Origin of the sequence: Jeotgalibacillus proteolyticus, from assembly GCF_002926065.1 — a bacterium.
GTDB lineage: Bacteria > Bacillota > Bacilli > Bacillales > Jeotgalibacillaceae > Jeotgalibacillus > Jeotgalibacillus proteolyticus.
In genome coordinates this window covers 271,189-296,904 of record NZ_PREZ01000001.1, presented here as the reverse complement: position 1 = coordinate 296,904, position 25,716 = coordinate 271,189, and the positions used below count along the sequence as shown (strand labels likewise).

Here is a 25,716-nt window from a genome sequence, read left to right as displayed (position 1 = left end):
TTGCCTTCTGCAAACAGGAATCCCCAGTTGAACAACGGTTCAGCAGGAGTTTAAAAAAGAAATCTGATCACGGTGTTTTGACAACAAAGAACAGAGAAAAGCAGGCTAAAGCCTATGTTTGCCGGTTTAGCTTTCAAAACAAGGCATTGTATAGTAAAATGTCTTTAGCCAAGACAGTATCTAAAGGGGGAGCAAGGTATGTCTATTGAATTAACAACCAAGTTTGGACAAATTGATATCTCAAACGAAGTTATTGCAATGGTTGCCGGTGGAGCAGCGATTGAATGTTTTGGGATTGTCGGAATGGCGTCCAAGCATCAAATACGAGACGGATTAACCGATATCTTGCGTCGTGAGAATTTCACACGTGGTGTGATCGTTCGGCAGGAAAACGATAAGGTTTATATTGATATGTACATTGTAGTCAGCTATGGCACGAAGATTTCCGAAGTAGCTCATAATGTACAATCTACCGTTAAATATACATTAGACAAAACTGTCGGGCTATCAGTAGAGTCCGTCAATATATATGTCCAGGGAGTTCGTGTTACGAACCCTTGATGAGGAGGAAAGATTTGTGGTTATTAAAGAATTGGATGGCAGGAAATTTGCCGACATGGTAATTCAGGGGGCAATCAATTTGTCCAATAATGCGGATACAGTTGATGCTTTAAATGTTTTTCCTGTGCCGGATGGAGATACAGGAACCAATATGAATCTGTCTATGACTTCTGGATCCAAAGAAGTGAAAGCGTATAATTCAGAGCATATTGGAAAGGTAGCATCGGCTTTATCGAAGGGCCTTTTGATGGGAGCGCGCGGAAATTCAGGCGTAATCCTTTCTCAGCTTTTCAGGGGATTTGGAAAAGCGATCGAAAATAAAAGTGTCCTTACCACATCAGATTTTGCACAGGCTCTTGATGATGGGGTCAGCTCTGCTTATAAAGCGGTAATGAAACCGGTGGAAGGAACAATTTTAACTGTTGCAAAGGATGCGGCTAAGAAAGCACTCGAGCTTGCAAAATCCGAGGAGGATTTTGTAATGTTGATGGAAAAAATTGTTACTGAAGCTAAGGCTTCTTTAAAACGCACACCTGATCTGCTTCCTGTACTAAAAGAGGTTGGCGTTGTTGATAGCGGCGGGCAGGGTCTTGTACATGTTTATGAAGGCTTTTTAGCTGAACTCAAAGGAGAAAAAATAGAAGATTCTCCAGTCTCTTTATCAATGGACGAAATGGTAAACGCAGAGCATCATATCGGTGTACAGGGTTTTATGAACACAGCAGATATTGAGTTTGGCTATTGCACGGAATTCATGGTGAAATTTGAGCGGGAAAAAACCGACGAGTCCCCCTATGATGAAACCCGCTTTCGAAATGAATTAAGTGAATTAGGAGATTCTTTGCTTGTTATATCTGATGAGGAAGTGGCTAAAGTCCACATTCATACTGAACAACCGGGCGATGCTTTAGCGCATGGCCAGCGTTATGGAAGCTTAATTAAAATTAAAATTGAAAATATGCGTGAGCAGCACACTGAAATTGTAGGCTCAGAACATAGGGTGCCTGATAAGGTACAGACACCGGCAGAAAAGAAGCCGTACGCTATTATTACAGTTTCAATGGGCGATGGCATTGCTGAGCTTTTCAAAAGCATAGGAGCCACCAATGTGATTGAAGGCGGCCAGACGATGAACCCGAGCACGGAGGACATTGTAAAAGCAATAGAAGAAGCGAACGCTGAAAAAGTGATTATTTTGCCAAACAATAAAAATATTATCATGGCTGCTGAGCAGGCCGCTGAAGTTGTGGATCTCGAAGCGATTGTTGTTCCTTCAAAAACTGTTCCCCAGGGAATGTCAGCAATACTGGCTTTTAACCCGACCACTGATCTTGCAGACAATTTTGATGGCATGAAGAATGCTTTAGAGCATGTAAAAACCGGCCAGATCACTTTTGCAGTCAGAGATACTTCAATAGATGGCATCACAATTGAAAAAGATGACCATATGGGCATTTCAGAGGGTAAAATAGTTGTCAGTGATAAAAACCGTCTGCATGCTGCTAAAAAACTGTTAAGTGAAATGCTGGATGATGAAGCGGAGATTCTTACAATTTTGTTTGGGGAAGATGCACCTGAAGCAGAAGTTAGCGAGATTAGAGAGTTCATAGAAGCCGAATTCTCTGATATTGAAGTAGAAGTGCACAATGGCAAACAACCGCTTTATTCTTATATTTTTGCAATAGAATAGGATTTTGGAGAAAATAGAAGGGTGCAGGCCCTTCTATTTTCTGTATTCTATTCAGAGTAATGAAGTGCCTAGTTCTTAAGAAGGTGGGAGAAACGGTGAAATATAAAAGCGTCTTTGATATTATTGGTCCTGTCATGATCGGACCATCTTCCTCTCATACCGCCGGCGCTGCGCGGATTGGCAAGATGGCAAGGGAGTTATTTGGCAGAGAGCCAAAATGGGCTACGATCTCTTTTTATGGATCTTTTGCTAAAACCTATAAAGGGCACGGTACAGATGTGGCGATGATCGGCGGTATCATGAATTTTGAAACAGACGATGAAAGAATTATAAATGCTTTTGATTATGCTAAGAAAAACAAAATCCGTGTAAAAATCAGAGAAGAGGAAGCTGTAACAGATCATCCGAATACAGCAAGAATTATGCTTGGAGACGATGAAGGCGAGCTTGAGCTTGTTGGAATATCGATTGGCGGAGGTAAAATAGAAATCATAGAACTCAATGGCTTTGAACTTAAACTATCAGGTCATCATCCAGCGATTCTTGTCGTTCACGACGATCGTTTCGGCGCTATTGCAGCTGTTTCCAATTTGCTTGCAAGCCATCAGATTAACATAGGCCATATGGACGTTTCCAGAAAGGAAGTTGGCGAGGTGGCATTAATGACCATTGAGGTTGATCAAAATATTGATGAAAGTGTCATTGAAGCTCTCAAAAAACTCCCTGAAGTAACCCAGGTAACAAGAATAAATGATTAACAAGTTAAAATGTGAGTGTATGATAGCGCTTACATTTACTCATAAGAGGTGGGATAATCATGTTTCGTAATGTAGCAGAATTAGTAGAGCTCGCAGAGTCTAGCGGAAAAAAGATTTCACAGGTGATGATCGAACAGGAAATGCACGTAACAAACCGGTCGCGTGAAGAGGTACTCGCTCAGATGGAACGTAATCTGAAAGTAATGGAAGAAGCCGTGGAAAAAGGACTGAAAGGAGTTAAATCTCATTCCGGTTTGACCGGCGGGGACGCAGTTTTACTTCAAAACTATATTGCATCAGGTCGTTCGCTAAGCGGGAATTTACTGCTTGATGCTGTAAGTAAAGCAGTAGCGACAAATGAAGTCAATGCAGCTATGGGGACCATTTGCGCGACTCCAACAGCAGGCTCGGCAGGCGTGGTTCCGGGAACCCTTTTTGCGGTACAGGAGAAACTGAATCCGACACGGGATGAAAAAATCAGTTTCTTATTTACTTCAGGCGCATTTGGTTTTGTTGTTGCGAATAATGCTTCCATTTCAGGAGCAGCAGGAGGCTGTCAGGCAGAGGTGGGATCCGCCTCCGGAATGGCTGCTGCGGCCATTGTTGAAATGGCTGGCGGAACTCCATCACAGTGTGCTGAAGCGATGGCGATTACATTGAAAAATATGCTTGGTCTTGTCTGTGATCCTGTAGCGGGACTTGTTGAAGTTCCTTGTGTAAAACGAAATGCCATGGGTGCTGCAAATGCGATGGTGGCAGCTGATATGGCGTTAGCTGGTATTACCTCAAGAATCCCTTGCGATGAAGTCATTGATGCCATGTATAAAATTGGGCAGACAATGCCTGTTGCACTAAGAGAAACGGCTCAAGGCGGTCTGGCAGCTACTCCTACCGGACGAGAGCTGGAGGCGAAGATCTTTGGATTCGCACTTGATAAAAAAGAATAAAGAAAATTTAAATGAAGCTGTAAGTGCGTTAAAAGGAGTAGGAGAGGAAACAGCACAACAGTTAAATGATATGGGAATATGGACAGCTGGTGACTTACTTAATTATCTTCCTTACCGTTATGATGATTATCGAATGAAGGATTTAGCTGAGGCTGCCCATGAAGAGAGGGTAACGGTAGAAGGAAAGGTTCATAGCGAGCCTGCCCTGCAGTTTTTTGGAAAAAACAAATCCAGACTGACCGTCAGACTTCTAGCAGGTCCTCACAGCATAAAAGTTACGTTCTTTAATCAGGCGTATCTTAAGAAGAAGCTGTCGTTAAATGACATTATTACTGTGACAGGGAAATGGGACCGTCACCGGCAAATCATCACAGCCCAAACCTACAGGCTTGGACCTCAGCAAAGCGAGGAGGAGTTTTCCCCCGTTTACCCTTTAAAGGGGTCCATGACGAGCAGGACGTTAAAAAAATTGATAAAGCAAGCTTATGACCGGTACGGAGCTTTAATTGAGGATCCGATTCCACATGAGCTCCTCAGTAAATATAAGCTGATTGGCAAACAGGAAGCACTGTCGGGAATGCATTTTCCTACGGGTACTGATCATATGAAGCAGGCAAGAAGACGATTCGTATACGAGGAATTTTTTCTTTTCCAACTGAAAATGCAGGCGTTACGAAAAGTTGAGCGCGAACAGTCTAAAGGGATTGCCATATCCTATAACGCTGATGATCTAACCGCTTTTATAAAAAGACTGCCTTTCCCTCTTACTAATGCTCAAAGTAGGGTTCTGCAGGAAATATTAGGGGATATGAAATCTCCTCACCGCATGAATCGGCTGCTGCAGGGAGATGTGGGCTCCGGGAAAACGGTCGTTGCTGCTATCTCGATGCTCGGCGCTATTTCAGATGGCTATCAGGGGGCGTTAATGGTACCGACTGAAATACTGGCTGAACAGCATGCTGAATCATTAAATGAATTATTTCAGCCGGTTGGGGTAAACGTTGCGCTGTTAACAAGCTCAGTAAAAGGAAAAAGACGTTCCCTTCTGCTCGAAAAGCTCGCAGAGGGTGAAATTGACATTCTTATCGGAACGCATGCCCTGATTCAGGATGAAGTGAATTTTAAAAATTTGGGGCTGGTCATAACAGATGAACAGCATCGATTTGGTGTAAATCAGCGAAGAGTTTTGCGGGAAAAAGGGGAAAGCCCGGATGTTCTTTTTATGACTGCAACCCCCATTCCAAGAACGCTTGCTATTACGGTTTTTGGCGAAATGGATGTTTCCATTATCGATGAGATGCCTGCCGGCAGAAAACCGATAGAAACGTATTGGGCAAAAGAAAATATGCTTGAGCGCATTCTTGTTTTCATGGAAAAAGAATTATCAAAGGGACGCCAGGTCTACGTGATTTGCCCGCTCATTGAAGAATCTGAGAAGCTAGATGTGCAAAATGCCATAGATGTACACACCCAGCTTGAGCAATATTTCTACGGACGGTTTCATGTCGGGCTGATGCACGGCCGTCTGCCGGGCGAGGAAAAAGAGCGGGTGATGAAGGCCTTTAGTGAAAATCAGTTTCATATTCTCGTTTCTACCACTGTAGTAGAGGTTGGTGTGAACGTACCAAATGCGTCTTTGATGGTTATTTATGATGCTGAGCGGTTCGGCTTATCACAGCTCCATCAATTAAGAGGCAGGGTTGGCCGCGGCAGTGATCAGTCCTACTGTATTCTGCTTGCTGATCCTAAAAATGAAGTGGGCAAAGAACGAATGAAGATTATGACTGAAACGAATGACGGCTTTGTGCTTAGCGAAAAAGATCTTGAGCTTCGAGGTCCAGGTGATTTCTTTGGAAGAAAGCAAAGCGGTCTTCCTGAGTTCAAGGTTGCGGATATGGTACACGACTACCGGGCACTCGAAATTGCACGTGATGATGCTCATCAATTGGTCGAAAGCAGCGCTTTTTGGAGCGAGAAACGCTTTGAACCATTGAAGCAGATCCTTATTGATGAAGGCATCCTTAGCGGAAGTAAACTTGATTAGACAGAATGCAGTTGCATTCTGTCTATTTTATTTATATACTCCTATTAGTACCTAGTGCTAGTAGCGGGCGGTGAAAAGATGAAACTTAGTAAAAAAGACCGGCAGACGGCATTGCAGAAAACGATTGAGGATAATCCTTTTGTGACAGACGATGATCTGGCAAAAAGATTTAATGTTAGTGTACAAACAATCCGGCTTGATCGTATGGAGCTTTCAATACCTGAACTAAGGGAGCGTATTAAAAGTGTAGCGGAACAAACATTTGAGGATGAAGTCCGCTCACTGCCTATTGATGAAGTAATTGGTGAAATCATAGATATTGAGCTTGATAATAGCGCCATTTCCATATTTGATGTTAAACAGGAGCATGTATTCCAGCGAAACCGGATCATGCGCGGACATCATTTATTTGCTCAGGCGAATTCCCTTGCGGTTGCTGTTATTAATGATGAGCTTGCTCTGACAGCAAGCGCTTCTATCACTTTCAGCAAGCCTGTACAATTAGGGGAGCGGGTGATCGCCAAGGCGAAGGTCAGTAATCGGGACGATTATAGAACGACTGTTGAAGTGAATTCGTATGTGGACCAGGCGCTAGTATTTAAAGGTTCCTTTGATATGTACCGGTCTACTGAGCAATTAAAGGAGGAGAATATATGAAGATAGCTGTAGATGCAATGGGCGGTGACCATGCACCGAAGGAGGTTGTACTGGGAGCGATGAAGGCAGTTAAGGAACTTCCTTCAGTAACCATTCAGTTATTTGGTGATCAGCAAAAAATCAAAGAACATTTAACCGATGACCATAATATCGAGATTATACATACAGAAGAAACTATTTTAAGCACAGATGAGCCTGTAAGAGCCGTCAGAAGAAAGAAGGATGCATCAATGGTCCTAATGGCTCAATCAGTTAAAGACGGCGTTTCAAGCGCCTGTGTTTCTGCGGGAAATACAGGGGCTCTAATGGCAGCTGGTCTGTTCGTTGTGGGGCGGATTAAAGGCATTGAAAGACCTGCTCTTGCACCAACACTCCCAACAACAGACGGCAAAGGATTTGTCATGCTTGACCTGGGGGCAAATGCTGATGCGAAGCCTGAGCACTTGCTGCAGTATGCACTGATGGGAAATATCTACGCAGAAAAAGTGCGGGGGATTAATCGGCCGTCAGTAGGACTATTAAATATCGGAACTGAAGAAGGCAAAGGCAATGAATTATCAAAAGCTGCCTTTTTACTGTTAAAGTCAGCCGATTTTAATTTTATTGGAAATGTCGAAGCCCGCGATCTTCTTGAAGGTGCAGCTGATGTCGTTATAACTGATGGCTTTACCGGAAACATGGTTTTAAAATCCATCGAAGGAACCGCTCAAGCACTATTTAGTATGCTCAAGCAGACCTTTACCTCATCTTTAAAATCAAAGGTAGCGGCGGGGCTTGTGAAAAATGATTTGCGCGCATTAAAAAACCAGATGGATTACACAGAGTACGGAGGAGCTGCTTTGTTTGGCCTGAACGCTCCAGTTATAAAAGCGCATGGCTCGTCTAATGCCAATGCAATCTATAATGCTATTAAACAGGCGAATAGTATGGCAGAACAAGATGTTGCGGAATTAATATCAACCGTACTAAACGATAAAAAATAAAGGAGTCTTTACTATGGCGAAAATCGCATTTTTATTTCCGGGCCAAGGCTCACAGTCAGTAGGAATGGGCATGGAGCTGGCTGAAAAATTTGAAACAGCTAAAACAATTTTTCAGACTGCTGATGCTGCGCTCGGGGAAAACCTGTCTGGTCTCATGTTCGACGGGCCTCAGGAAACGTTAACAAAAACCGTTAATGCTCAACCGGCACTTTTAACCTCAAGTACTGCCATCCTCTCCATTCTTCTTGAAAAAGGGGTGCACGCTGATTATGTGGCAGGCCATAGTCTTGGAGAATACTCAGCACTAGTGGCAGCCGGCTCCATCAGCTTTGAAGATGCTATTAAGACCGTTCGTAAAAGAGGAGAGCTTATGGAAGAGGCTGTACCTGACGGACAAGGGAAAATGGCGGCAGTTCTTGGCATGGAACGGAACAAGCTGAAACAAATTACTGATGAAATAACAGATCAGGGCTATCCTGTACAGCTTGCGAATTTAAACTGCCCTGGTCAAATTGTCATTTCCGGTTCTGCAGAAGGAGTAGAAAAAGCTTCTTTAGCTGCGAAGGAAGAAGGAGCAAAACGCTGTCTGCCATTAAATGTCAGTGGTCCTTTTCATTCAAGCCTGATGAAACCTGCAGCCGAAAAGTTTAAAGATGTAATTTCATCCATCACGATTAAAGACGCTTCGATTCCGGTAATAGCAAACGTCACTGCTGATGCAGTCTTCGATTCACATAGAATACAAAAGTTGTTAGTGGCACAGCTTTATTCACCTGTTCTTTGGGAAGATACAATTTCACAGCTGCTCGATTTAGGAGTAGATACATTTATAGAAGTTGGTCCTGGAAAGGTACTTTCCGGTTTAGTGAAAAAAGTTAACAGACAAGCAGTTACGCTGCCTGTTTTTGACGAAGCATCACTTCTGGCGGCAATAGAGGCACTGAGAGGGGAGCAGTAAAAATGAGATTAGAAGGAAAAGTGGCTCTTGTTACAGGAGCATCAAGAGGAATCGGCAGAGAAATAGCGTTAGAACTGGCGAAAAATGGAGCGGATGTAGCCGTTAATTATAGCGGAAGCAAAGAAAAGGCTGAGCAAACGGCTCAGGAAGTAGAGAATTTAGGAAGAAAAGCATTTGTTATTCAGGCAAATGTAGGTGATGCAGATCAGGTGCAAAACATGATCAAGGAAACGCTGGGCCATTTTGGCAAAATTGATATATTAATCAATAATGCAGGCGTTACCAGAGACAATCTTCTTATGAGAATGAAGGAAGAAGAGTGGGATGATGTCATGGACATCAACCTTAAAGGCGTATTTCTTACAACTAAAGCGGTAAGCAGAAGCATGATGAAACAAAGAAGCGGCCGTATTATTAATATTTCTTCTATTGTCGGTGTTATGGGAAATCCGGGCCAGGCGAATTATGTCGCTTCAAAAGCGGGTGTGATCGGGCTTACTAAAACAGCAGCAAAAGAATTATCCTCAAGAGGCATTACGGTCAATGCTGTTGCACCGGGATTTATCGAAACGGATATGACAGATAAACTGACAGATGATATTCAGACAGAAATGAAAAAACAAATTCCTCTTGCACGTTTTGGCCAGCCTGATGACATTGCAAAAGTAGTCGTATTTCTCAGCAGTGATGATGCTTCTTATATGACAGGTCAGACCCTGCATGTTGATGGAGGAATGGTTATGTAATTTTTAGAAGGCGGGAGTTTATTTCAGTCCCGATTTCTACTATAATAATTGAAGGGAGGTGAAAGAACGTGGCAGAAGTTATGGATCGTGTAACAAAAATTATCGTTGACCGCTTAGGCGTTGATGAATCTGAAGTTAAGCTTGAAGCTTCATTTAAAGAAGATCTTGGTGCTGATTCACTTGATGTAGTAGAATTAGTAATGGAGCTTGAAGATGAATTTGATATGGTAATCTCAGACGAAGATGCAGAGAAAATTGGTACAGTTGGTGATGCAGTTAATTACATACAGGAAAAAATGTAACTATAGCGTTATCATCCGGCCAAGATGATTGTGGTCTTATTGCCTGAGCAAAACTTGGCATGCTTTCATGTCAAGTTTTGTTTTATCTAACAGCTAGGAAATTACGAGAACAGAAATGGCAAGGTGAAGTCACATGGGTAAACTTAGAAAAGATCAAGCAGCATCAAAAAAACTGGAAGAACGGTTTGCTTTATTTCAGCAGCAGCATGACATTGAATTCAATGACTTTAAACTTTTAATGAAAGCATTTACACATTCATCCTATGTGAATGAGCATCGAAGAAAGCCTTACGAAGATAATGAGCGCCTTGAATTTTTAGGAGACGCCGTCTTAGAGCTGACGGTTTCACACTATTTGTTTGAGCGGTTTCCTGCTATGAGCGAAGGGGAAATGACAAAACTCAGAGCAGCTATTGTTTGTGAGCCTTCTCTCGTTATTTTTGCGAATGAGCTTAAATTTGGCGATCTTATTCTGCTTGGAAAAGGCGAGGAGCAAACAGGCGGGCGAATGAGACCGGCTTTGCTTGCTGATGTTTTTGAAGCATTTATCGGTGCTTTGTATCTCGATCAGGGCATAGAGCCGGTGAGGGCTATTTTAGAGAAAGTAGTATTTCCTAAAGTAAATACTGGTGCTTTTTCGCATGTGATGGATTTTAAAAGTCAGCTGCAGGAATTTATTCAACGCCATCACTCAGGTGTTCTCAGCTATGAGATTTTAAAAGAAAAAGGTCCGGCTCATAACCGTGAGTTTATCTCCAGGGTTCTGCTTGGAGGAGAGGAGCTTGGGACTGGTGCCGGCCGTTCGAAAAAAGAAGCAGAACAGCATGCAGCCCAAAAAGCACTTGAATTCTTGAAAAAAAAGCCAGATGAGCAGCAGGTGAATTTATAATGTTTTTAAAAAGAGTTGAAATACTGGGGTTTAAATCCTTTGCAGAGAAAATTGGCATTGATTTTGTTCCGGGTGTAACAGCCGTAGTCGGTCCTAATGGAAGCGGGAAAAGCAATATAACCGATGCTATTCGCTGGGTATTAGGCGAGCAGTCAGCAAAATCACTGCGCGGTGGTAAAATGGAGGATATTATTTTTGCCGGAAGCGATTCCAGAAAACCGGTAAATCTTGCTGAGGTGACGCTGATTCTTGATAACGAGGACCAGGCGTTGCCTCTTGATTATGTAGAAGTAAGCGTCACAAGAAGGGTTTACCGATCAGGGGACAGTGAATATTTGTTAAATAATCAACCATGTCGATTAAAGGACATCGTTGATTTATTTATTGATTCCGGACTTGGAAAAGAAGCCTTTTCCATTATCGGGCAGGGAAGGGTTGAACAGATCCTGAATAGCAAGCCTGAAGAGAGACGGGTAATTCTTGAAGAGGCAGCCGGAGTTTTAAAATATAAAAGCCGCCGTAAAAAAGCAGATATGCGGCTAGTTGAGACGCAGGAAAATTTATACAGAGTTCAAGATATACTACATGAACTCGAAGGCCAGGTTGAACCATTAAAAATCCAGGCTTCTCTTGCAAAAGAATACCTGGAAAAAATGGATGAGCTTAAGAAAACAGAAGCTGCACTTTTAGTTCATGATGTTGAGCAAATGAATCAGCAGCTTTTAACAAGTAATGAAAATTATGAAAACCTAACGGCACAGGAAGAAAAAAAATCAGCAGATATTAAAAAGAACGAACAGGACCTTGCTGCAAAAAAAGAACAGCTTGACCGCTTTGACCGGGAGCTTGAAAAACTGCAGGCTGATCTGCTTTCAGCAACTAAAGAAGCTGAGCAGCTCGAAGGCCGGCGGCAGGTTCTGCTGGAACGCAAGAAAAATGCCAGTCAAAACGAAGAGCAAATGAAAAAAACGCTTGAGGATCTGGTAAGGCAAATCACAGCGACCGAGCAATTAATCCATAATAATCTATTTTTAATAAATAAAAATGCTGATAAAGTAAAGGGTCTTCAGGCAGAAGTCAGGAATTATCAAAAAGAAGTTGATAGTCTTGAAATTGATATTGAAGAGCAGCTGGAACAAGTAAAAAATGATTATTTTGATGCTGTTAATGAAAAGACTACGATTAAAAATGAACTGAGCTATGCTGATCAGCAATTAGAACAGCATATTAAACGGGCAAGCAGGCTTCAGGGCCAAAACGCTCATTATATCAATGAGCGGACTGAGCGATTGAATAAGCAGGAGTTCCTTTCAGCTGACCTTGAAAAAACAACTGCAGAAATTAAAGAAGCTGCCGGCCGTTACACGGAAATTCAAAACAGCAAAAAACAGCTTTCAGATGAGTTCGAGCAGCTGGAGAAAAAGCTTTATAAAGCCTATCAATACCTAAGTGAGTCAAAATCCCGAAAAAACATGCTTGAAACGATGGAAGATGATTTTTCAGGCTTTTTCCAGGGAGTTAAAGAAATCTTAAAGGCCAGGACTTCAAAGCTTAAGGGCATTGAAGGAGCGGTTGCAGAGCTCTTATCAGTAGATAAAAAATATGAAACGGCAATCGAAACAGCTTTAGGGGGATCGATGCAGAGCGTTGTGACAGCGACTGAAAAGGACGCCCGTCAGGCAATCAGCTATTTAAAACAGAACCGGTTTGGACGGGCGACATTTTTGCCGATGTCAGTCATTAAACCTAAATCCCTTCAGCAGCATCAGCTTGAAGCAGCAGAGCACCATGACTCTTTTATCGGGGTGGCTTCATCCTTAACAGAGTTTGACACCCGCTACGCAATGATTATTCAAAATCTGCTCGGAAATGTTTTAATTGTAAAGGATTTAAAAGGAGCTAATGACTTAGCTGCGAGGCTGCAGCACCGTTTCCGTTTTGTTACAGTGGATGGCGATATCGTTAATCCCGGAGGTTCAATGACAGGGGGAGCGCAGACGAAAAAAGGAGCGTCTCTTTTATCTCGGAAAAATGAACTCGATCAGCTGACTGATCAAATTCCGAAAATGGAAGAAACAGCTTTGTTACTTGAGAAAAAAATAAAAGAAATGAAGCTTCTGATTACTAATACGGAAGTGCAGCTTGATGAAATGCGTTCGAAGGGTGAGGCTCTCAGAATTAAAGAATCGGAGATTAAATCTCTGCTGCGTGAAACAGAGCTTTCGCTAAAACGAACAGATGATCAGCTGTCGATGTATGATCTTGAAATGGGCGAATTTGAAGACTTTTCAAAAGAGATTAATGAAAAGAAAAACCAGCTTACAGTTCGTTTAAACAGCATGGATGAGCTTATTGGAAAGCTGAATGACTCTATGAAAATCTTAACGGAGAAAAAAGACGTTCAAAGAAGCTCCAAGGATGAGCTGTTAACAAAGCTCTCTGCTTCAAAATCCAGCCTGGCTGTTGCAAAGGAACAACAGCAGCAGCTTGGCCGTGAAAAAGAAAGTCTTTCCATTACGCAAAAGCAGCTGATTGAGCGGAAAAACTCTTTAGCTGAAGATATTGAGTGGATAGCGAAAGAAAAAATCAGCGGCGAAGATCAAACGGAAGTGCTGAAGAAAACAATCAGCCATAAGCAGCAGGACAGATCTGAAGCTTTGAATTCGATTGAAAAATTGAAGGAGATCCGTTTGGCTGTTTTGCAGGAAAGTGAGCAGCTGACTCAAATTATCCGTGAGCTGACGAGACTTCATAAAGGTCTTTTAGATGGTTTGCATGATGAAAAAATTAAATTAAACCGTCTTGAGGTCGAGATTGATACAAGATTAAAGCGTTTACTTGAGGAGTACGAGCTCAGCTTCCACGCAGCAAAGGAAGCCTTTCACCTTCAAGAGCCGCCTGAAGATGCCCGCAGAAATGTAAAGCTGATCAAAATGGCAATTGAAGAGCTTGGCAGAGTCAATCTCGGGGCAATTGAAGAGTACGAGCGAGTTTCAGAACGTTATGAATTTCTTCTTGAACAGCAAAATGACCTGCTTGAAGCAAAGCAGAATCTTCAAGAGGTTATTGAAGAGATGGATGGAGAAATGTCACGCAGATTCGGCAATACATTTAACCGTGTCAAAGCCCACTTTACAGATGTGTTTAAAGAATTATTCGGAGGGGGGCGTGCGGAATTGAAGCTGACCGACCCGGATGATCTATTAAATTCCGGAGTGGAGATTGTCGCACAGCCGCCTGGTAAAAAACTTCAGCATCTTGGTTTAATGTCAGGCGGTGAGCGCGCTTTGACAGCCATTGCGCTTCTTTTCTCTATTTTAAAAGTCCGCCCGGTTCCATTTTGTATTCTTGATGAAGTGGAAGCGGCGCTAGATGAAGCAAATGTCCACCGCTTCAGTCAATATCTGCACCGCTTCAGCCAGCAATCACAATTTATTGTAATCACGCACCGTAAAGGAACAATGGAAGGTGCAGATGTTTTATATGGTATTACCATGCAGGAATCAGGGGTTTCCAAATTAGTTTCTGTTCGGCTTGAAGAGCAGGATCCGGTGGAATCCTTAACATAGAAAGGAAGTAGGAAGATGAGTTTCTTTAAAAAGTTAAAAGATAAACTTACTCTGCAGCAGGACACAATGTCTGATAAATTCCGGGAAGGGTTGACGAAAACCCGGGATAATTTCACAACGAAGATGAATGATCTGATCGCAAATTACCGGACAGTCGATGAAGAATTTTTTGAGGAATTAGAAGAAATTCTTTTTCAGGCTGATGTCGGATTTGATACGGTTATGAAGCTGGTTGAGGAATTAAAGATGGAGGTTAAGCGGCAGAATATTAAAGATACAAAGGATATTCGCAGTGTGATTTCCCAAAAATTAGTGGAGATTTATCAGGGAGATGAAAAATTCAATAATGACATCACCCTTCAGGAAGAAGGACTGACTGTTATTTTGTTTGTCGGGGTAAACGGAGTAGGGAAAACCACCACGATCGGTAAGCTTGCACACAGCTACAAGCAGGATAACAAAAAGGTTATGCTTGCAGCAGGAGACACCTTTCGTGCCGGTGCAATCGAACAGCTTGAAGTTTGGGGGGACCGTGTTGGTGTTGATGTAATTAAGCATGCTGAAGGTTCTGACCCGGCTGCCGTCATGTTTGATGCGGTGCAATCAGCTAAGGCAAGAAAAGCGGATATCTTAATTTGTGATACAGCCGGTCGTCTGCAAAATAAGGTCAACCTCATGAAAGAACTGGAAAAGGTTAAAAAGGTGATTGAACGCGAAATTCCAGGTGCACCACATGAAGTATTGCTGGCATTGGATGCTACTACCGGACAAAACGCGATGACGCAGGCAAAAATTTTTAAAGAAGCTACTAATGTAACAGGCATTGTTCTTACTAAATTAGATGGAACGGCAAAAGGCGGCATTGTTCTTGCTATCAAACAGGAGCTTGGAATCCCGGTTAAGCTTGTTGGTCTTGGAGAAAAGATGGATGATCTGCAGCCGTTTGATGCTGAGAAATATGTTTATGGGCTTTTTGCTGATCTTGTTGATGAAGTACCGGATGAAGATTGATCTGCTCCTTAACACTTGACACATAAAGCCTTAGCCGGTATGATTTCATGTGTAAAGGTTTTTCACTTAACAAAGGGGGTCATGGCATGCTTGCTAAAACAACCCGAATTAATTTTTTGTTTGATTTTTATCAAATGCTTTTAACGGCTAAGCAGCGCAGTTACATGTCCCTTTATTACCTCGATGATTATTCTCTGGGTGAAATTGCGGATGAATACGATGTCAGCAGACAAGCTGTCTATGATAATATCCGAAGAACGGAAGCAATGCTTGAAGAGTACGAATCAAAGCTGTTGCTTTTTGAAAAATTTCAAAAGCGTGCTAAAATGATCGATCAACTAAGGGAAGCAGCTGAGGCTAATCCACCGGATTCTTCCCGGCTGCTGTCAATTATTGATTCACTTGAGAAATTGGAATAGGAGGCGGCAATAATATGGCATTTGAAGGATTAGCCGACCGACTGCAGGGCTCCATCCAAAAAATCCGCGGAAAAGGGAAAGTGAACGAAGCGGATGTAAAAGAAATGATGCGTGAGGTTCGTCTGGCACTGCTTGAAGCCGACGTTAACTTTAAAGTCGTAAAAAGCTTTGTGAAAAAAGTAAGCGAGCGCGCAGTAGGTCAAGAAGTAATGCAGAGCCTTACACCAGGGCAGCAGGTCATAAAAGTGGTTAAAGAAGAGCTTACCGAATTAATGGGAGGACAGCAGAGTCAGATTGCGACAGCTAAAAAGCCCCCTACAGTCATTATGATGGTAGGTCTCCAGGGTGCTGGTAAAACGACCACCACCGGTAAATTAGCAAGCCTTCTTCGGAAAAAGCATAATCGTAAGCCATTGCTTGTGGCAGCGGATATCTATCGTCCTGCTGCAATTAAACAGCTTGAGACGTTAGGCAAGCAATTAAGTCTCCCGGTCTTTTCAATGGGCGATCAAATCAGTCCGGTTGAAATTGCAAAGGCCGGTATACAAAAGGCCAAAGATGATCACCAGGACTATGTTATCATCGATACAGCCGGTCGTCTGCATGTTGATGAGGCATTAATGGATGAATTAAAACAGATCAAAGAATTGTCTTCTCCTGATGAGATCTTCCTCGTAGTAGATGCTATGACGGGTCAGGATGCTGTCAATGTGGCACAAAACTTCGATGACGCTCTTGGCATTACCGGAGTAGTTCTGACAAAGCTCGACGGAGATACCCGGGGCGGAGCCGCATTATCCATTCGTTCCGTTACTGAAAAACCGATAAAGTTTGTCGGGATGGGCGAAAAGATGGATGCACTGGAGGCATTTCATCCTGAAAGAATGGCTTCCCGTATACTTGGAATGGGCGACATGCTCTCGCTGATTGAGAAAGCGCAGACGAATGTAGATGAGGAAAAAGCCAAGGAAATGGAGCAAAAGCTTCGTACAGCTTCCTTTACTCTGGACGACTTCCTTGAACAGCTTGGTCAGGTTAAGCAGATGGGGCCGCTTGATGAAATTATCAAAATGCTCCCTGGCGCAAACAAAATGAAAGGGCTCGATAATCTTCAGGTTGATGAAAAACAGCTTGGACACGTCGAAGCCATCATTAAATCCATGACCATGAAAGAAAAGGAACAACCTGAAGTAATTAATGCAAGCCGCAGAAAACGGATTGCAAGAGGAAGCGGCAGAACCATCCAGGAGGTTAACCGCCTTTTGAAACAGTTTGAAGAAATGAAAAAGATGATGAAACAGATGACTACTGCCCAGCTAAAAGGCAAGAAACGCGGCGGATTCAACTTACCTTTCATGAAATAAAGAGAAATTTAATAAAAATTTTGGTGTGTTAAGAAAAAACACTTTACAAAGAAACAAACCCTTGATATTATACTATCTTGTGTGAAACTATTCGGAGGTGCAATTAAAATGGCAGTAAAAATTCGTTTAAAGCGTATGGGTGCTAACAAAAACCCATTCTATCGTATCGTAGTAGCAGATTCTCGTTCACCACGTGATGGACGTTTCATTGAAACAGTTGGAACGTACAACCCGGTTGCTAACCCGGCAATTGTTGATCTTAAGGAAGACCTAATTCTTAAATGGATGAACAACGGTGCTAAGCCATCTGATACAGTACGTAACCTATTATCAAACGAAGGCATTATGGAAAAATTCCATAACGCTAAACACGGCAAGTAAGAGACTCAGTACATGAGAGAGCTTATCGAAACGATTGTCCGGCCTCTTGTAGATTACCCGGAGTCAGTGCGTGTAGAAACGTCGCAAACCGACAAAACGATCACGTACCGGCTTTTCGTCCATAAGGATGATATGGGGAAAGTCATTGGCAAACAAGGCAGAGTTGCGAAAGCTATACGTACAGTCACTTTTGCTGGCGTGTCAACAAATCAGCAGAAGCGAACCGTAGTTGAAATAGTGGATCAATAAAGGGAGGCGCTGTCCTCCCTTTTTCCATAGTAGGATTTTTCTAGGGGGGCACATTTTATGCAGGTGAAACAAAAAGTGATCATTAAAGAAATCATGACCAATTCATCAAAATCCCGTTTAAAACAATCATTGAATGAAAAGATAAATCGTGCAGAAAAAGAAAGCGAACAGCTCCTTTTTCAACAAAAAAAATTAGAAAAGCAATTTGAGCAATCCTCTGAATCAGTTAAACAAAAAATTCAGCAGGAATTGACAAAGCGAAGACAATTTATCAGATCCGTTAACAACCAGTTGAAGTCAATTGAAGAAACGGCCATGGGTACTGAATATACACTTATGGAAACCGAAACCTATCTTGACTTGCACGAAGGAAGCATCTGGCATCCTGAACAGAAGCCGGTTATTGTCCTTGAAGACGGAATGGTAAAAGAGATACGACAGAGGTGGTAAAATGACTGAATGGTTTAATGTGGGCAAGATTGTGAATACTCATGGCATACGCGGCGAAGTGCGTGTCATCTCAAGAACGGACTTCCCTGATGAGCGCTATGCCCCTGGAAACGTTCTTTTTTTGTTTAAAGATTCAGCCCAGGCTCCAGTTGAGCTGACAATACAAACCCACCGTAAGCACAAGAATTTCGATCTGCTGACCTTTGAAGGTTATGATAATGTAAATCTGGTTGAGACCTTTAAAGAAGGAATGCTGAAAATTTCAGAGAACCAGCTGACCGATCTTGAAGACAATGAATTTTATTATCACGAGATCATCGGCTGCAGCGTTTCAACAGATGAGGGCAAGACCCTTGGAGAAGTAAATGAAATTCTTTCACCAGGTGCAAACGATGTATGGGTAGTGAAAACTCCGGAAGGAAAAGAGCTGCTGATTCCTTATATCGAATCTGTAGTAAAAAAAGTTGATCCTTCCTCAAAGCAAATCATCATTACAGTTATTGAGGGCTTGCTTGAATGAAAATAGATGTGCTGTCTTTATTTCCGTCAATGTTCCAGGGAGTATTTGGAGAATCTATTTTAAAGAAAGCTCAGGAAAAAAAAGCAGTTGAGCTTGATGTAATTGATTTTAGGGAGTTTTCGCCGCATAAACAAAAATCGGTCGATGACTATCCTTATGGCGGAGGAGCAGGCATGGTGTTAAAGCCTGAACCGATCTTCGAAGCAATTGACCATGTAACCTCTTCTGGGGAAAAAAAGCCAAGGGTAATTTTACTTTGTCCACAAGGAGAAACATACACTCAAAAAAAAGCAGAAGAGCTTTCAAATGAAAATCATCTTGTTTTTATTTGTGGACACTATGAAGGATACGATGAAAGAATCCGTGAGAATCTTGTTACTGATGAGATTTCCATTGGTGACTTTGTTCTTACGGGAGGAGAGCTTGGAGCGATGGTCATAATAGACAGCGTCGTCAGGCTCCTTCCTGAAGTTCTCGGCAATGCAGAGTCAGCCGAGAAGGATTCTTTTTCAAGCGGACTGCTTGAGCATCCGCACTATACTCGTCCTGCTGTTTACCGCGGTCTTGAAGTGCCTGGTGTGTTAACATCCGGCAACCACGCTCATATTGAGGAGTGGAGGATGAAGGAATCTCTCAAAAGAACCTGGGAAAGGCGTCCAGACCTTTTAGAATCGTATCCCTTATCCCAGCAGCAAAAAGATTGGATTATCCAGCTTGAAAAAGAGAAAAAGAGAGTTGAATAGTCCATATCAGTATGGTATTATAAATCTTGTGCCAAGTTTACAAATGTAAACAGGCCATTGAAAACGGTGTTCCGCTGCACAAGCTTTAGGAGGCAAGAGCATCTGTTGGAAGGAGTTGAAATCGATGCATAACTTAATTCAAGAAATTACTCAAGAGCAGCTACGTACGGACCTTCCGTCTTTTAAGCCTGGTGATACTGTTAAAGTACACGTTAAGGTTGTTGAGGGAACCCGTGAGCGTATCCAGGTGTATGAAGGTGTTGTAATTAAACGCCGTGGTGGCGGTGTAAGCGAAACATTTACTGTACGTAAGATCTCTTACGGCGTAGGTGTTGAACGTACATTCCCTGTCCACACACCAAAGATTGCTCAGCTTGATGTTGTGCGTCGCGGTAAAGTTCGCCGTGCGAAACTTTACTACCTACGCAATCTGCGTGGTAAAGCGGCCCGCATTAAAGAAATTCGATAAGAAACTAAAAGGAGCTTGCTCACAGCAGGCTTCTTTTTTTTAGCCTTGTTCCCCTGTTATAACCTTATCTGCTTGAATATTTTTTATGCTACAATATCAAGGAAGGCAATACATTCTAGCATTTATTGGCGGAGGTTGAACCACTTGAAGAAAAAGAATGAATGGTGGGAATGGACAAAGGCTTTGCTCATTGCTGTATCAATTGCCGCAGTAATACGATTCTTTTTGTTCACCCCAATCGTAGTCGATGGTTTATCGATGATGCCTACGCTTCATGATGGAAACAGAATGATTGTAAATAAGCTGAATTATAAAATCTCAGAGCCTGCACGTTTTGACGTAGTCGTCTTTCATGCCCCTGAAAACCGGGATTATATTAAACGGGTCATCGGTCTGCCCGGAGATAAAATAAGTTATGAAAATGATCAGCTTTTTGTAAACGGTAAACCCTTTGCAGAACCTTATCTTGATCGTTATAAAGATGAGTTAAACAGTGGAATACTAACAGGAGACTTTACACTCGAAGAGCTTACAGGTGAAGAAATGGTGCCTGAAGGGGAGCTGTTTGTCATGGGTGATAACCGGCGCTACAGCAAGGACAGCAGACATATCGGGACCATTAGTATTGATGAAGTAATCGGTGATACAAGATTAGTTTTCTGGCCGTTTGAAGAAATACAAGTTTTAAGTAAATAACAAATAGGAGTGATCAGCTTGACCATCCAATGGTTTCCAGGCCATATGGCAAAAGCAAGGCGTCAGGTTACGGAAAAGCTGAAGCTGGTTGATATTATTTTTGAACTGGTGGATGCACGTATACCTATGTCGTCTAGAAATCCAATGATTGATGACATCATTAATCAGAAGCCAAGATTGATTCTGATAAATAAAGCTGATATGGCAGATCCAAACCGTACCAAACAATGGATCAGCTATTTTGAAAATAAAGGCATAAAAGCGCTTGCCATCAATTCAGAAAAAGGGACAGGGCTGCAGCAAATTCAAAAAGCAACGATGGAGATACTTCATGATAAATGGGAGCGGATGCGATCCCGTGGAATGAGGCCAAGAGCTGTGCGGGCAATGATTGTTGGAATTCCCAATGTAGGGAAATCAACACTTATAAACCGGCTCGTTAAAAAAAATATAGCACAGACGGGTAACCGCCCGGGAGTAACGAAAGCTCAGCAGTGGATTAAAGTTGGCAAGGAAATGGAACTTCTCGATACACCTGGTATTCTCTGGCCAAAATTTGAGGATCCTGAGGTAGGGTACAGACTTGCTTTAACCGGTGCAATTAAGGATACCCTTCTTAACCTTCAGGATATTTCTATCTATTCGTTAAACTTTCTTACGCGGTATTACCCTGAGCGCTTAAAAAACCGTTATGAAATGGAAGAAATTCCAGAAGAAATAGAGCAACTTTTTGAAGTGATCGGAAAGAGAAGAGGCTGTCTTATGGCCGGTGGAATAGTGGACTATGATAAAACAGCAGAAGTCATTATACGTGACGTGCGGAATGTACAGCTTGGTCCCATAACCTTTGACCTTGAAGTGCTTGAGGAAGTTAAGGAGTCTGCTGATTGACCCTGTCTTTAACAGGGTCTTTTCTTATTTTTAAGTTATGGAGGTAACTGATGTGACAATCCCGATAAAGGAAATTGAACAGCAGCTGAAGACAATAACTTCTCCTGATGATCCAACGATTGCCCTATGGAGAAAGGACGCAAGAAAAGGAGTAATCAGGCTGCTTGAATCTTTTGATAAAAAAATAAAGAAACAGGAAAGTTTACATAATAAATTTATGAAAATGTCTCTCTTTGAAAAAGAGGCAAGAGACAAAAACATAACCTTGATTGCAGGAGTAGATGAGGTGGGCAGAGGCCCGCTCGCAGGTCCGGTAGTATCGGCAGCTGTTATTTTACCCCAGGATTTTTATTTACCCGGTCTTGATGATTCTAAAAAGCTTTCTGACGCCAATAAGACGAAGCTTTATGAAGAAATTCTCTATAATGCTGTTTCAGTGGGCATTGGATTTTCAGGAGCTGAAGAAATCGACAGAGTAAATATATATCAGGCCGCAAAGCTTTCCATGACCAGAGCAGTAGAAGACCTATCTGTGAAACCTGAAATGCTTTTGATTGATGCCATGGCACTTGAGCTTCCTATTTCCCAGCAATCGATCATTAAAGGGGATGAAAAAAGTATTTCAATAGCAGCTGCATCGGTTATTGCTAAAGTAACAAGAGATCGTTATATGAAAGAGCTGTCCATAATATACCCTGATTATAAATTCGAAAAAAATGCAGGATACGGAACAAGAGAGCATTTAGATGGGTTAGCGTCCTTTGGTCCATGCAAGGAGCACCGAAAAACATTTGCACCAGTCCGCTTATCTGTAAATGAGTAAAAATAAATTCGATTCTGGCATTGAAAGGACCGGGCTGACGGAATTATCCTTTGACGCCTATTTAAAGGCGTTTGAACAAATCGCAGTCCAATTCCCCTAAAAACTTTTTTGACACGCTTAAAGAGCTTAATAGTGGCGCTGCTGTCTGCTTTGAGGAAATTAAAAGAAAAACTTATGCTATTCGATATCGTTTTTAACCAAGCGATTGAAATAAAACTTTGTCGCTTTTTTCACAAGTTCGTCATAAACGGTAGACACAGGACCTGTCATTTAATACAATGAAAGCGCAGTCTATTTTCAAAAGAGTTTGATAGGAGGATGGAACATGAATATCCATGAGTACCAAGGAAAGGAACTCCTCAGAAAATATGGGGTATCCGTCCCGCGCGGGTTTGTTGCATTTACACCGAAAGATGCGGTGGAAGCAGCAAAAGAACTTAACTCTGCAGTTACAGTAGTAAAGGCACAGATCCATGCTGGAGGGCGAGGCAAGGCTGGCGGTGTCAAAATTGCTAAAAATTTAGACGATGTGCGTACATATTCTAAAGAACTTCTTGGCAAGACGCTGGTTACACACCAAACAGGCCCGGAAGGAAAAGAGATCAAACGGATTCTTATTGAAGAAGGTTGCGATATTAAAAGCGAGTATTATATCGGCCTTGTACTTGACCGTGCAACTTCACGCATTACTTTAATGGCTTCAGAAGAAGGTGGAACGGAAATTGAGGAAGTAGCAGAAGCAACTCCTGAAAAAATCTTCCGTGAAACAATTGATCCTGTAGTTGGATTAACAGCATTCCAGGCAAGACGTGTAGCGTTTAATATTAATATCCCTAAAGAGCTGGTTAATAAGACAGTGAAGTTTATGCTGGGACTTTATAAAATGTTTGTTGAAAAAGACTGTTCGATTGCTGAAATTAATCCTTTAGTAACGACCGGCGACGGCAATGTAATGGCACTTGATGCAAAATTAAATTTTGATGCAAATGCCTTATACCGTCAGAAGGATGTTATGGAATTCCGTGATCTGGATGAGGAAGATGCAAAAGAAATCGAAGCATCAAAATACGACCTCAGCTATATTGCCCTTGATGGCGATATCGGCTGTATGGTAAATGGTGCAGGACTTGCGATGGCCACGATGGATATTATCAAGCATTACGGCGGAGATCCCGCTAACTTCCTTGATGTTGGGGGCGGCGCAACAGCTGAAAAAGTAACAGAAGCTTTTAAAATTATTTTATCTGATGCAGCTGTTAAAGGAATCTTTGTCAACATCTTCGGAGGCATCATGAAGTGTGACATTATCGCTGAAGGCGTTGTTGAGGCTGCTAAACAGGTAGAACTTAACGTGCCGTTAGTTGTTCGTTTAGAAGGAACAAATGTTGAATTAGGCAAGAAAATCCTGAATGAATCAGGTCTTGATATCGTTGCAGCTGAAACGATGGCTGATGGCGCTCAAAAAATTGTGGAATTAGTAGGCTAAGAAAGGCAGGGAGCATAGATGAGTGTTTTTATTGATAAGAATACAAAAGTATTAGTTCAAGGAATCACGGGTGCAACTGCCCTGTTCCATACTAAGCAGATGCTTGAGTACGGCACTAAAATTGTTGCAGGTGTAACGCCGGGTAAAGGCGGAACTGAAGCAGAAGGCGTTCCTGTTTTTAACACGGTAGAAGATGCAGTAAAAGAAACAGGCGCGAATGTTTCTGTCATTTATGTACCAGCTCCTTTTGCTGCCGACGCAATCTTAGAAGCAGTTGATGCCGGGCTTGATATGGCGATTTGTATCACGGAGCATATTCCGGTAATCGACATGATTAAAGTGAAACGATACATGGAAGGTAAAAAGACCCGTCTTGTTGGTCCTAACTGCCCTGGGGTCATTACTCCTGATGAATGTAAAATCGGCATCATGCCGGGCTACATTCATACAAAAGGCCATGTAGGAGTTGTTTCACGCTCAGGTACACTGACCTATGAAGCGGTTCATCAGCTTTCTCAGGAAGGAATCGGTCAGTCAACAGCAGTTGGAATCGGCGGAGATCCTGTAAACGGAACCAATTTTATCGATGCTTTAGAAGCTTTTAATAACGACGAAGACACTTATGCGGTTATTATGATTGGTGAAATCGGCGGAACAGCTGAAGAAGAAGCGGCAGAGTGGGTAAAGGCTAACATGAAGAAACCGGTAGTCGGCTTTATTGGCGGTGCTACTGCACCTCCTGGTAAGCGTATGGGCCATGCAGGCGCCATCATCTCAGGTGGTAAAGGTACAGCCGAGGAAAAAATCAGAGTGATGAACGAATGTGGAATTAAAGTAGCGGACACACCTTCTGTAATGGGTGAAACGTTAATTAAAGTATTAAAAGAAAAAGGTATCTACGACAAATGTAAAACACATTAATAAATTCGGAGAATAGCCCCTGTAATAAGGGGCTTTTTCTCTATTTCAAAAAGGAGAGCAATATGACATTAAACAAAAGAGAAAGCTTAATACGACTCCATTATTATCATACTCTGTCAAACCATCAAACATTAAAACTCCTCCAGCTTGACCCCTTTCTGACAAGCCTGAAATATTCAAAAGCTAACCCATCCCTTTTATCATTATTAAATCTATCTCCTAAAAAATCCCTCAATCTTCAACAAAATTACCTCAATTTCTCTTATTCTTTTATTGAAGAGCGCCTTATTCGACAGCAAATTCATGTTATGACAATCTTTGACGAAGAATATCCTTCTGTGCTGAAGGAAATCCACGATCCGCCACTGGTCCTTTATATTAAAGGGGACAAAAGCAAGCTGCAGGCTGCTGACTTTTTAGGCATTATCGGGGCAAGAAAAGCAACAGCTTATACTGCCCAGTGTCTTAAGTTAATAATCCCCCCTCTGCTAGAACGAAATATCTGCATTGTAAGCGGGATGGCGCTTGGTGCAGATGGAATTGCCCACACACTTTCATTAAAAGGCTGTACCATTGGAGTGCTCGGAAGCGGTTTTGATCATCTTTACCCGTCTGCTCATAAAAACCTTTATCACCTTATGGAATCTTCACAGCTGCTAATAAGTGAGTACCCCCCGTATTTAAAGCCGTCGAAGCATTTCTTTCCAATGAGAAATCGAATTATTGCAGGTTTGACAAGAGGGATTCTTGTCACGCAAGCCGCAATAAAAAGCGGGTCGATGATAACGGTAGACCGGGCTTTAGAAGAAGGAAGAGATGTTTTTTCCATACCGGGACCAATAACCGATGAGCTGTCAGCCGGAACAAACCATTTAATCAAACAAGGGGCAGTTTCGGTTACTTCTGCAAAAGATATCCTTGTAGAGTGGGGAATAAGCTAATTTTGTGAATATATATTAAAATAGTTGCTTTTTAAAAAAATATGGTTTACATTGTGCTTCAGATGCTTTCTTTCACATAAGAAGGAATTTGCATTATTTTTCAAGCAGAAAACGTTCTCATTCACTTGATGACAGGCTTGAAACGACTTATCAAAAAACACATATAAAATTGAAACTTATTGACAGAATTAATTGAATGCAACTATAGTTACACTTAATAATTATGAAAAGTTTACCTCTAGGGAGGA

At 42.1% G+C, this 25,716-nt stretch carries 27 protein-coding genes; all 27 read left to right on the top strand.

What is annotated here, in order from left to right; all coding sequences use genetic code 11:
* Window positions 1-198: 198 nt before the first annotated feature.
* The 27 genes from C4B60_RS01555 to dprA all read left to right on the top strand — a co-directional run bounded on the left by C4B60_RS01555 (window position 199) and on the right by dprA (window position 25,468).
* Window positions 199-561, top strand: a complete 363-nt coding sequence (locus C4B60_RS01555; RefSeq protein ID WP_041057405.1) for an Asp23/Gls24 family envelope stress response protein — start codon at window positions 199-201, stop codon at window positions 559-561.
* Between the two features lie 16 nt (window positions 562-577).
* Window positions 578-2,251, top strand: a complete 1,674-nt coding sequence (locus C4B60_RS01550; protein WP_104056035.1) for a DAK2 domain-containing protein — start codon at window positions 578-580, stop codon at window positions 2,249-2,251.
* Window positions 2,252-2,346: 95 nt separating this feature from the next.
* Window positions 2,347-3,009, top strand: a complete 663-nt coding sequence (gene sdaAB / locus C4B60_RS01545) for an L-serine ammonia-lyase, iron-sulfur-dependent subunit beta (RefSeq protein WP_104056033.1) — start codon at window positions 2,347-2,349, stop codon at window positions 3,007-3,009.
* A 59-nt stretch (window positions 3,010-3,068) separates the two neighbouring features.
* Window positions 3,069-3,956 (top strand): L-serine ammonia-lyase, iron-sulfur-dependent, subunit alpha, encoded by an 888-nt coding sequence (sdaAA, locus tag C4B60_RS01540; protein ID WP_104056031.1) that lies wholly within the window; start codon window positions 3,069-3,071, stop codon window positions 3,954-3,956.
* A complete protein-coding gene (gene recG / locus C4B60_RS01535; protein WP_245153842.1) occupies window positions 3,928-6,000 on the top strand; it encodes an ATP-dependent DNA helicase RecG in 2,073 nt (690 codons plus the stop codon). The genes sdaAA and recG overlap by 29 nt, the downstream gene beginning before the upstream one ends.
* A 78-nt stretch (window positions 6,001-6,078) precedes the next feature.
* Entirely contained in the window at window positions 6,079-6,657 is a 579-nt protein-coding gene (gene fapR, locus C4B60_RS01530) for a transcription factor FapR (RefSeq protein WP_104056029.1), read from the top strand.
* A complete protein-coding gene (plsX, locus tag C4B60_RS01525; protein WP_104056027.1) occupies window positions 6,654-7,640 on the top strand; it encodes a phosphate acyltransferase PlsX in 987 nt (328 codons plus the stop codon). The genes fapR and plsX overlap by 4 nt, the downstream gene beginning before the upstream one ends.
* A 13-nt stretch (window positions 7,641-7,653) precedes the next feature.
* Complete coding sequence (fabD, locus tag C4B60_RS01520) at window positions 7,654-8,598, top strand: ACP S-malonyltransferase (RefSeq protein ID WP_104056026.1); 945 nt, start codon at window positions 7,654-7,656, stop codon at window positions 8,596-8,598.
* Window positions 8,599-8,600: 2 nt separating this feature from the next.
* Window positions 8,601-9,344 carry a 3-oxoacyl-[acyl-carrier-protein] reductase gene (fabG, locus tag C4B60_RS01515; RefSeq protein WP_104056024.1) on the top strand — a complete coding sequence of 248 codons (744 nt, stop codon included), beginning with the start codon at window positions 8,601-8,603 and terminating at the stop codon, window positions 9,342-9,344.
* Between the two features lie 80 nt (window positions 9,345-9,424).
* Window positions 9,425-9,646 carry an acyl carrier protein gene (acpP, locus tag C4B60_RS01510; protein ID WP_425331146.1) on the top strand — a complete coding sequence of 74 codons (222 nt, stop codon included), beginning with the start codon at window positions 9,425-9,427 and terminating at the stop codon, window positions 9,644-9,646.
* A gap of 133 nt (window positions 9,647-9,779) precedes the next feature.
* Window positions 9,780-10,535 (top strand): ribonuclease III, encoded by a 756-nt coding sequence (gene rnc / locus C4B60_RS01505; RefSeq protein ID WP_104056020.1) that lies wholly within the window; start codon window positions 9,780-9,782, stop codon window positions 10,533-10,535.
* Window positions 10,535-14,104, top strand: coding sequence for a chromosome segregation protein SMC (gene smc / locus C4B60_RS01500; RefSeq protein ID WP_104056018.1), 3,570 nt, complete (start codon window positions 10,535-10,537; stop codon window positions 14,102-14,104). Before rnc ends, smc begins: the two co-directional genes overlap by 1 nt.
* 15 nt (window positions 14,105-14,119) lie before the next feature.
* Window positions 14,120-15,115, top strand: coding sequence for a signal recognition particle-docking protein FtsY (gene ftsY / locus C4B60_RS01495; protein ID WP_104056016.1), 996 nt, complete (start codon window positions 14,120-14,122; stop codon window positions 15,113-15,115).
* 86 nt (window positions 15,116-15,201) lie between these two features.
* Window positions 15,202-15,534 (top strand): putative DNA-binding protein, encoded by a 333-nt coding sequence (locus C4B60_RS01490; RefSeq protein WP_104056014.1) that lies wholly within the window; start codon window positions 15,202-15,204, stop codon window positions 15,532-15,534.
* A 14-nt stretch (window positions 15,535-15,548) separates the two neighbouring features.
* The gene (ffh, locus tag C4B60_RS01485) at window positions 15,549-16,898 is read left to right on the top strand and encodes a signal recognition particle protein (RefSeq protein WP_104056012.1); all 1,350 of its coding nucleotides are present in this window, start codon (window positions 15,549-15,551) and stop codon (window positions 16,896-16,898) included.
* A 108-nt stretch (window positions 16,899-17,006) separates the two neighbouring features.
* Entirely contained in the window at window positions 17,007-17,279 is a 273-nt protein-coding gene (gene rpsP / locus C4B60_RS01480) for a 30S ribosomal protein S16 (RefSeq protein WP_104056010.1), read from the top strand.
* A 12-nt stretch (window positions 17,280-17,291) separates the two neighbouring features.
* On the top strand, window positions 17,292-17,528 hold the full coding sequence (locus tag C4B60_RS01475) for a KH domain-containing protein (protein WP_104056007.1): 237 nt from the start codon (window positions 17,292-17,294) through the stop codon (window positions 17,526-17,528).
* Window positions 17,529-17,585: 57 nt separating this feature from the next.
* On the top strand, window positions 17,586-17,978 hold the full coding sequence (locus tag C4B60_RS01470; RefSeq protein ID WP_104056005.1) for a YlqD family protein: 393 nt from the start codon (window positions 17,586-17,588) through the stop codon (window positions 17,976-17,978).
* Between the two features lies 1 nt (window position 17,979).
* Window positions 17,980-18,498 (top strand): ribosome maturation factor RimM, encoded by a 519-nt coding sequence (gene rimM, locus C4B60_RS01465; protein WP_104056003.1) that lies wholly within the window; start codon window positions 17,980-17,982, stop codon window positions 18,496-18,498.
* The gene (gene trmD, locus C4B60_RS01460; protein WP_104056001.1) at window positions 18,495-19,241 is read left to right on the top strand and encodes a tRNA (guanosine(37)-N1)-methyltransferase TrmD; all 747 of its coding nucleotides are present in this window, start codon (window positions 18,495-18,497) and stop codon (window positions 19,239-19,241) included. The genes rimM and trmD overlap by 4 nt, the downstream gene beginning before the upstream one ends.
* 124 nt (window positions 19,242-19,365) lie before the next feature.
* Complete coding sequence (gene rplS, locus C4B60_RS01455; RefSeq protein ID WP_104055999.1) at window positions 19,366-19,710, top strand: 50S ribosomal protein L19; 345 nt, start codon at window positions 19,366-19,368, stop codon at window positions 19,708-19,710.
* Window positions 19,711-19,854: 144 nt separating this feature from the next.
* On the top strand, window positions 19,855-20,406 hold the full coding sequence (lepB, locus tag C4B60_RS01450; protein WP_135122087.1) for a signal peptidase I: 552 nt from the start codon (window positions 19,855-19,857) through the stop codon (window positions 20,404-20,406).
* Window positions 20,407-20,424: 18 nt separating this feature from the next.
* A complete protein-coding gene (gene ylqF / locus C4B60_RS01445; protein ID WP_104055995.1) occupies window positions 20,425-21,297 on the top strand; it encodes a ribosome biogenesis GTPase YlqF in 873 nt (290 codons plus the stop codon).
* A 58-nt stretch (window positions 21,298-21,355) separates the two neighbouring features.
* Window positions 21,356-22,120: a ribonuclease HII gene (locus C4B60_RS01440; protein ID WP_425331145.1), complete on the top strand. Its 765-nt coding sequence runs from the start codon at window positions 21,356-21,358 to the stop codon at window positions 22,118-22,120.
* Between the two features lie 325 nt (window positions 22,121-22,445).
* Window positions 22,446-23,606 (top strand): ADP-forming succinate--CoA ligase subunit beta, encoded by a 1,161-nt coding sequence (gene sucC, locus C4B60_RS01435; protein WP_104055990.1) that lies wholly within the window; start codon window positions 22,446-22,448, stop codon window positions 23,604-23,606.
* A gap of 18 nt (window positions 23,607-23,624) precedes the next feature.
* Window positions 23,625-24,527: a succinate--CoA ligase subunit alpha gene (gene sucD / locus C4B60_RS01430; RefSeq protein WP_104055988.1), complete on the top strand. Its 903-nt coding sequence runs from the start codon at window positions 23,625-23,627 to the stop codon at window positions 24,525-24,527.
* 62 nt (window positions 24,528-24,589) lie between these two features.
* Window positions 24,590-25,468: a DNA-processing protein DprA gene (dprA, locus tag C4B60_RS01425; RefSeq protein WP_104055986.1), complete on the top strand. Its 879-nt coding sequence runs from the start codon at window positions 24,590-24,592 to the stop codon at window positions 25,466-25,468.
* Window positions 25,469-25,716: the final 248 nt, after the last annotated feature.

Excerpts from the sequence above, each read along its gene's own strand:
- sucC (WP_104055990.1), top strand. The coding sequence starts at position 22,446 with ATGAATATCCATGAGTACCAAGGAAAGGAACTCCTCAGAAAATATGGG.
- ftsY (WP_104056016.1), top strand. The coding sequence starts at position 14,120 with ATGAGTTTCTTTAAAAAGTTAAAAGATAAACTTACTCTGCAGCAGGAC.
- fabG (WP_104056024.1), top strand. The coding sequence starts at position 8,601 with ATGAGATTAGAAGGAAAAGTGGCTCTTGTTACAGGAGCATCAAGAGGA.
- rimM (WP_104056003.1), top strand. The coding sequence starts at position 17,980 with ATGACTGAATGGTTTAATGTGGGCAAGATTGTGAATACTCATGGCATA.
- acpP (WP_425331146.1), top strand. The coding sequence starts at position 9,425 with ATGGATCGTGTAACAAAAATTATCGTTGACCGCTTAGGCGTTGATGAA.
- smc (WP_104056018.1), top strand. The coding sequence starts at position 10,535 with ATGTTTTTAAAAAGAGTTGAAATACTGGGGTTTAAATCCTTTGCAGAG.
- C4B60_RS01490 (WP_104056014.1), top strand. The coding sequence starts at position 15,202 with ATGCTTGCTAAAACAACCCGAATTAATTTTTTGTTTGATTTTTATCAA.
- rnc (WP_104056020.1), top strand. The coding sequence starts at position 9,780 with ATGGGTAAACTTAGAAAAGATCAAGCAGCATCAAAAAAACTGGAAGAA.
- plsX (WP_104056027.1), top strand. The coding sequence starts at position 6,654 with ATGAAGATAGCTGTAGATGCAATGGGCGGTGACCATGCACCGAAGGAG.
- ffh (WP_104056012.1), top strand. The coding sequence starts at position 15,549 with ATGGCATTTGAAGGATTAGCCGACCGACTGCAGGGCTCCATCCAAAAA.
- sucD (WP_104055988.1), top strand. The coding sequence starts at position 23,625 with ATGAGTGTTTTTATTGATAAGAATACAAAAGTATTAGTTCAAGGAATC.
- rplS (WP_104055999.1), top strand. The coding sequence starts at position 19,366 with ATGCATAACTTAATTCAAGAAATTACTCAAGAGCAGCTACGTACGGAC.
- C4B60_RS01470 (WP_104056005.1), top strand. The coding sequence starts at position 17,586 with ATGCAGGTGAAACAAAAAGTGATCATTAAAGAAATCATGACCAATTCA.
- C4B60_RS01555 (WP_041057405.1), top strand. The coding sequence starts at position 199 with ATGTCTATTGAATTAACAACCAAGTTTGGACAAATTGATATCTCAAAC.
- trmD (WP_104056001.1), top strand. The coding sequence starts at position 18,495 with ATGAAAATAGATGTGCTGTCTTTATTTCCGTCAATGTTCCAGGGAGTA.
- rpsP (WP_104056010.1), top strand. The coding sequence starts at position 17,007 with ATGGCAGTAAAAATTCGTTTAAAGCGTATGGGTGCTAACAAAAACCCA.
- fapR (WP_104056029.1), top strand. The coding sequence starts at position 6,079 with ATGAAACTTAGTAAAAAAGACCGGCAGACGGCATTGCAGAAAACGATT.
- C4B60_RS01475 (WP_104056007.1), top strand. The coding sequence starts at position 17,292 with ATGAGAGAGCTTATCGAAACGATTGTCCGGCCTCTTGTAGATTACCCG.
- dprA (WP_104055986.1), top strand. The coding sequence starts at position 24,590 with ATGACATTAAACAAAAGAGAAAGCTTAATACGACTCCATTATTATCAT.
- fabD (WP_104056026.1), top strand. The coding sequence starts at position 7,654 with ATGGCGAAAATCGCATTTTTATTTCCGGGCCAAGGCTCACAGTCAGTA.
- sdaAA (WP_104056031.1), top strand. The coding sequence starts at position 3,069 with ATGTTTCGTAATGTAGCAGAATTAGTAGAGCTCGCAGAGTCTAGCGGA.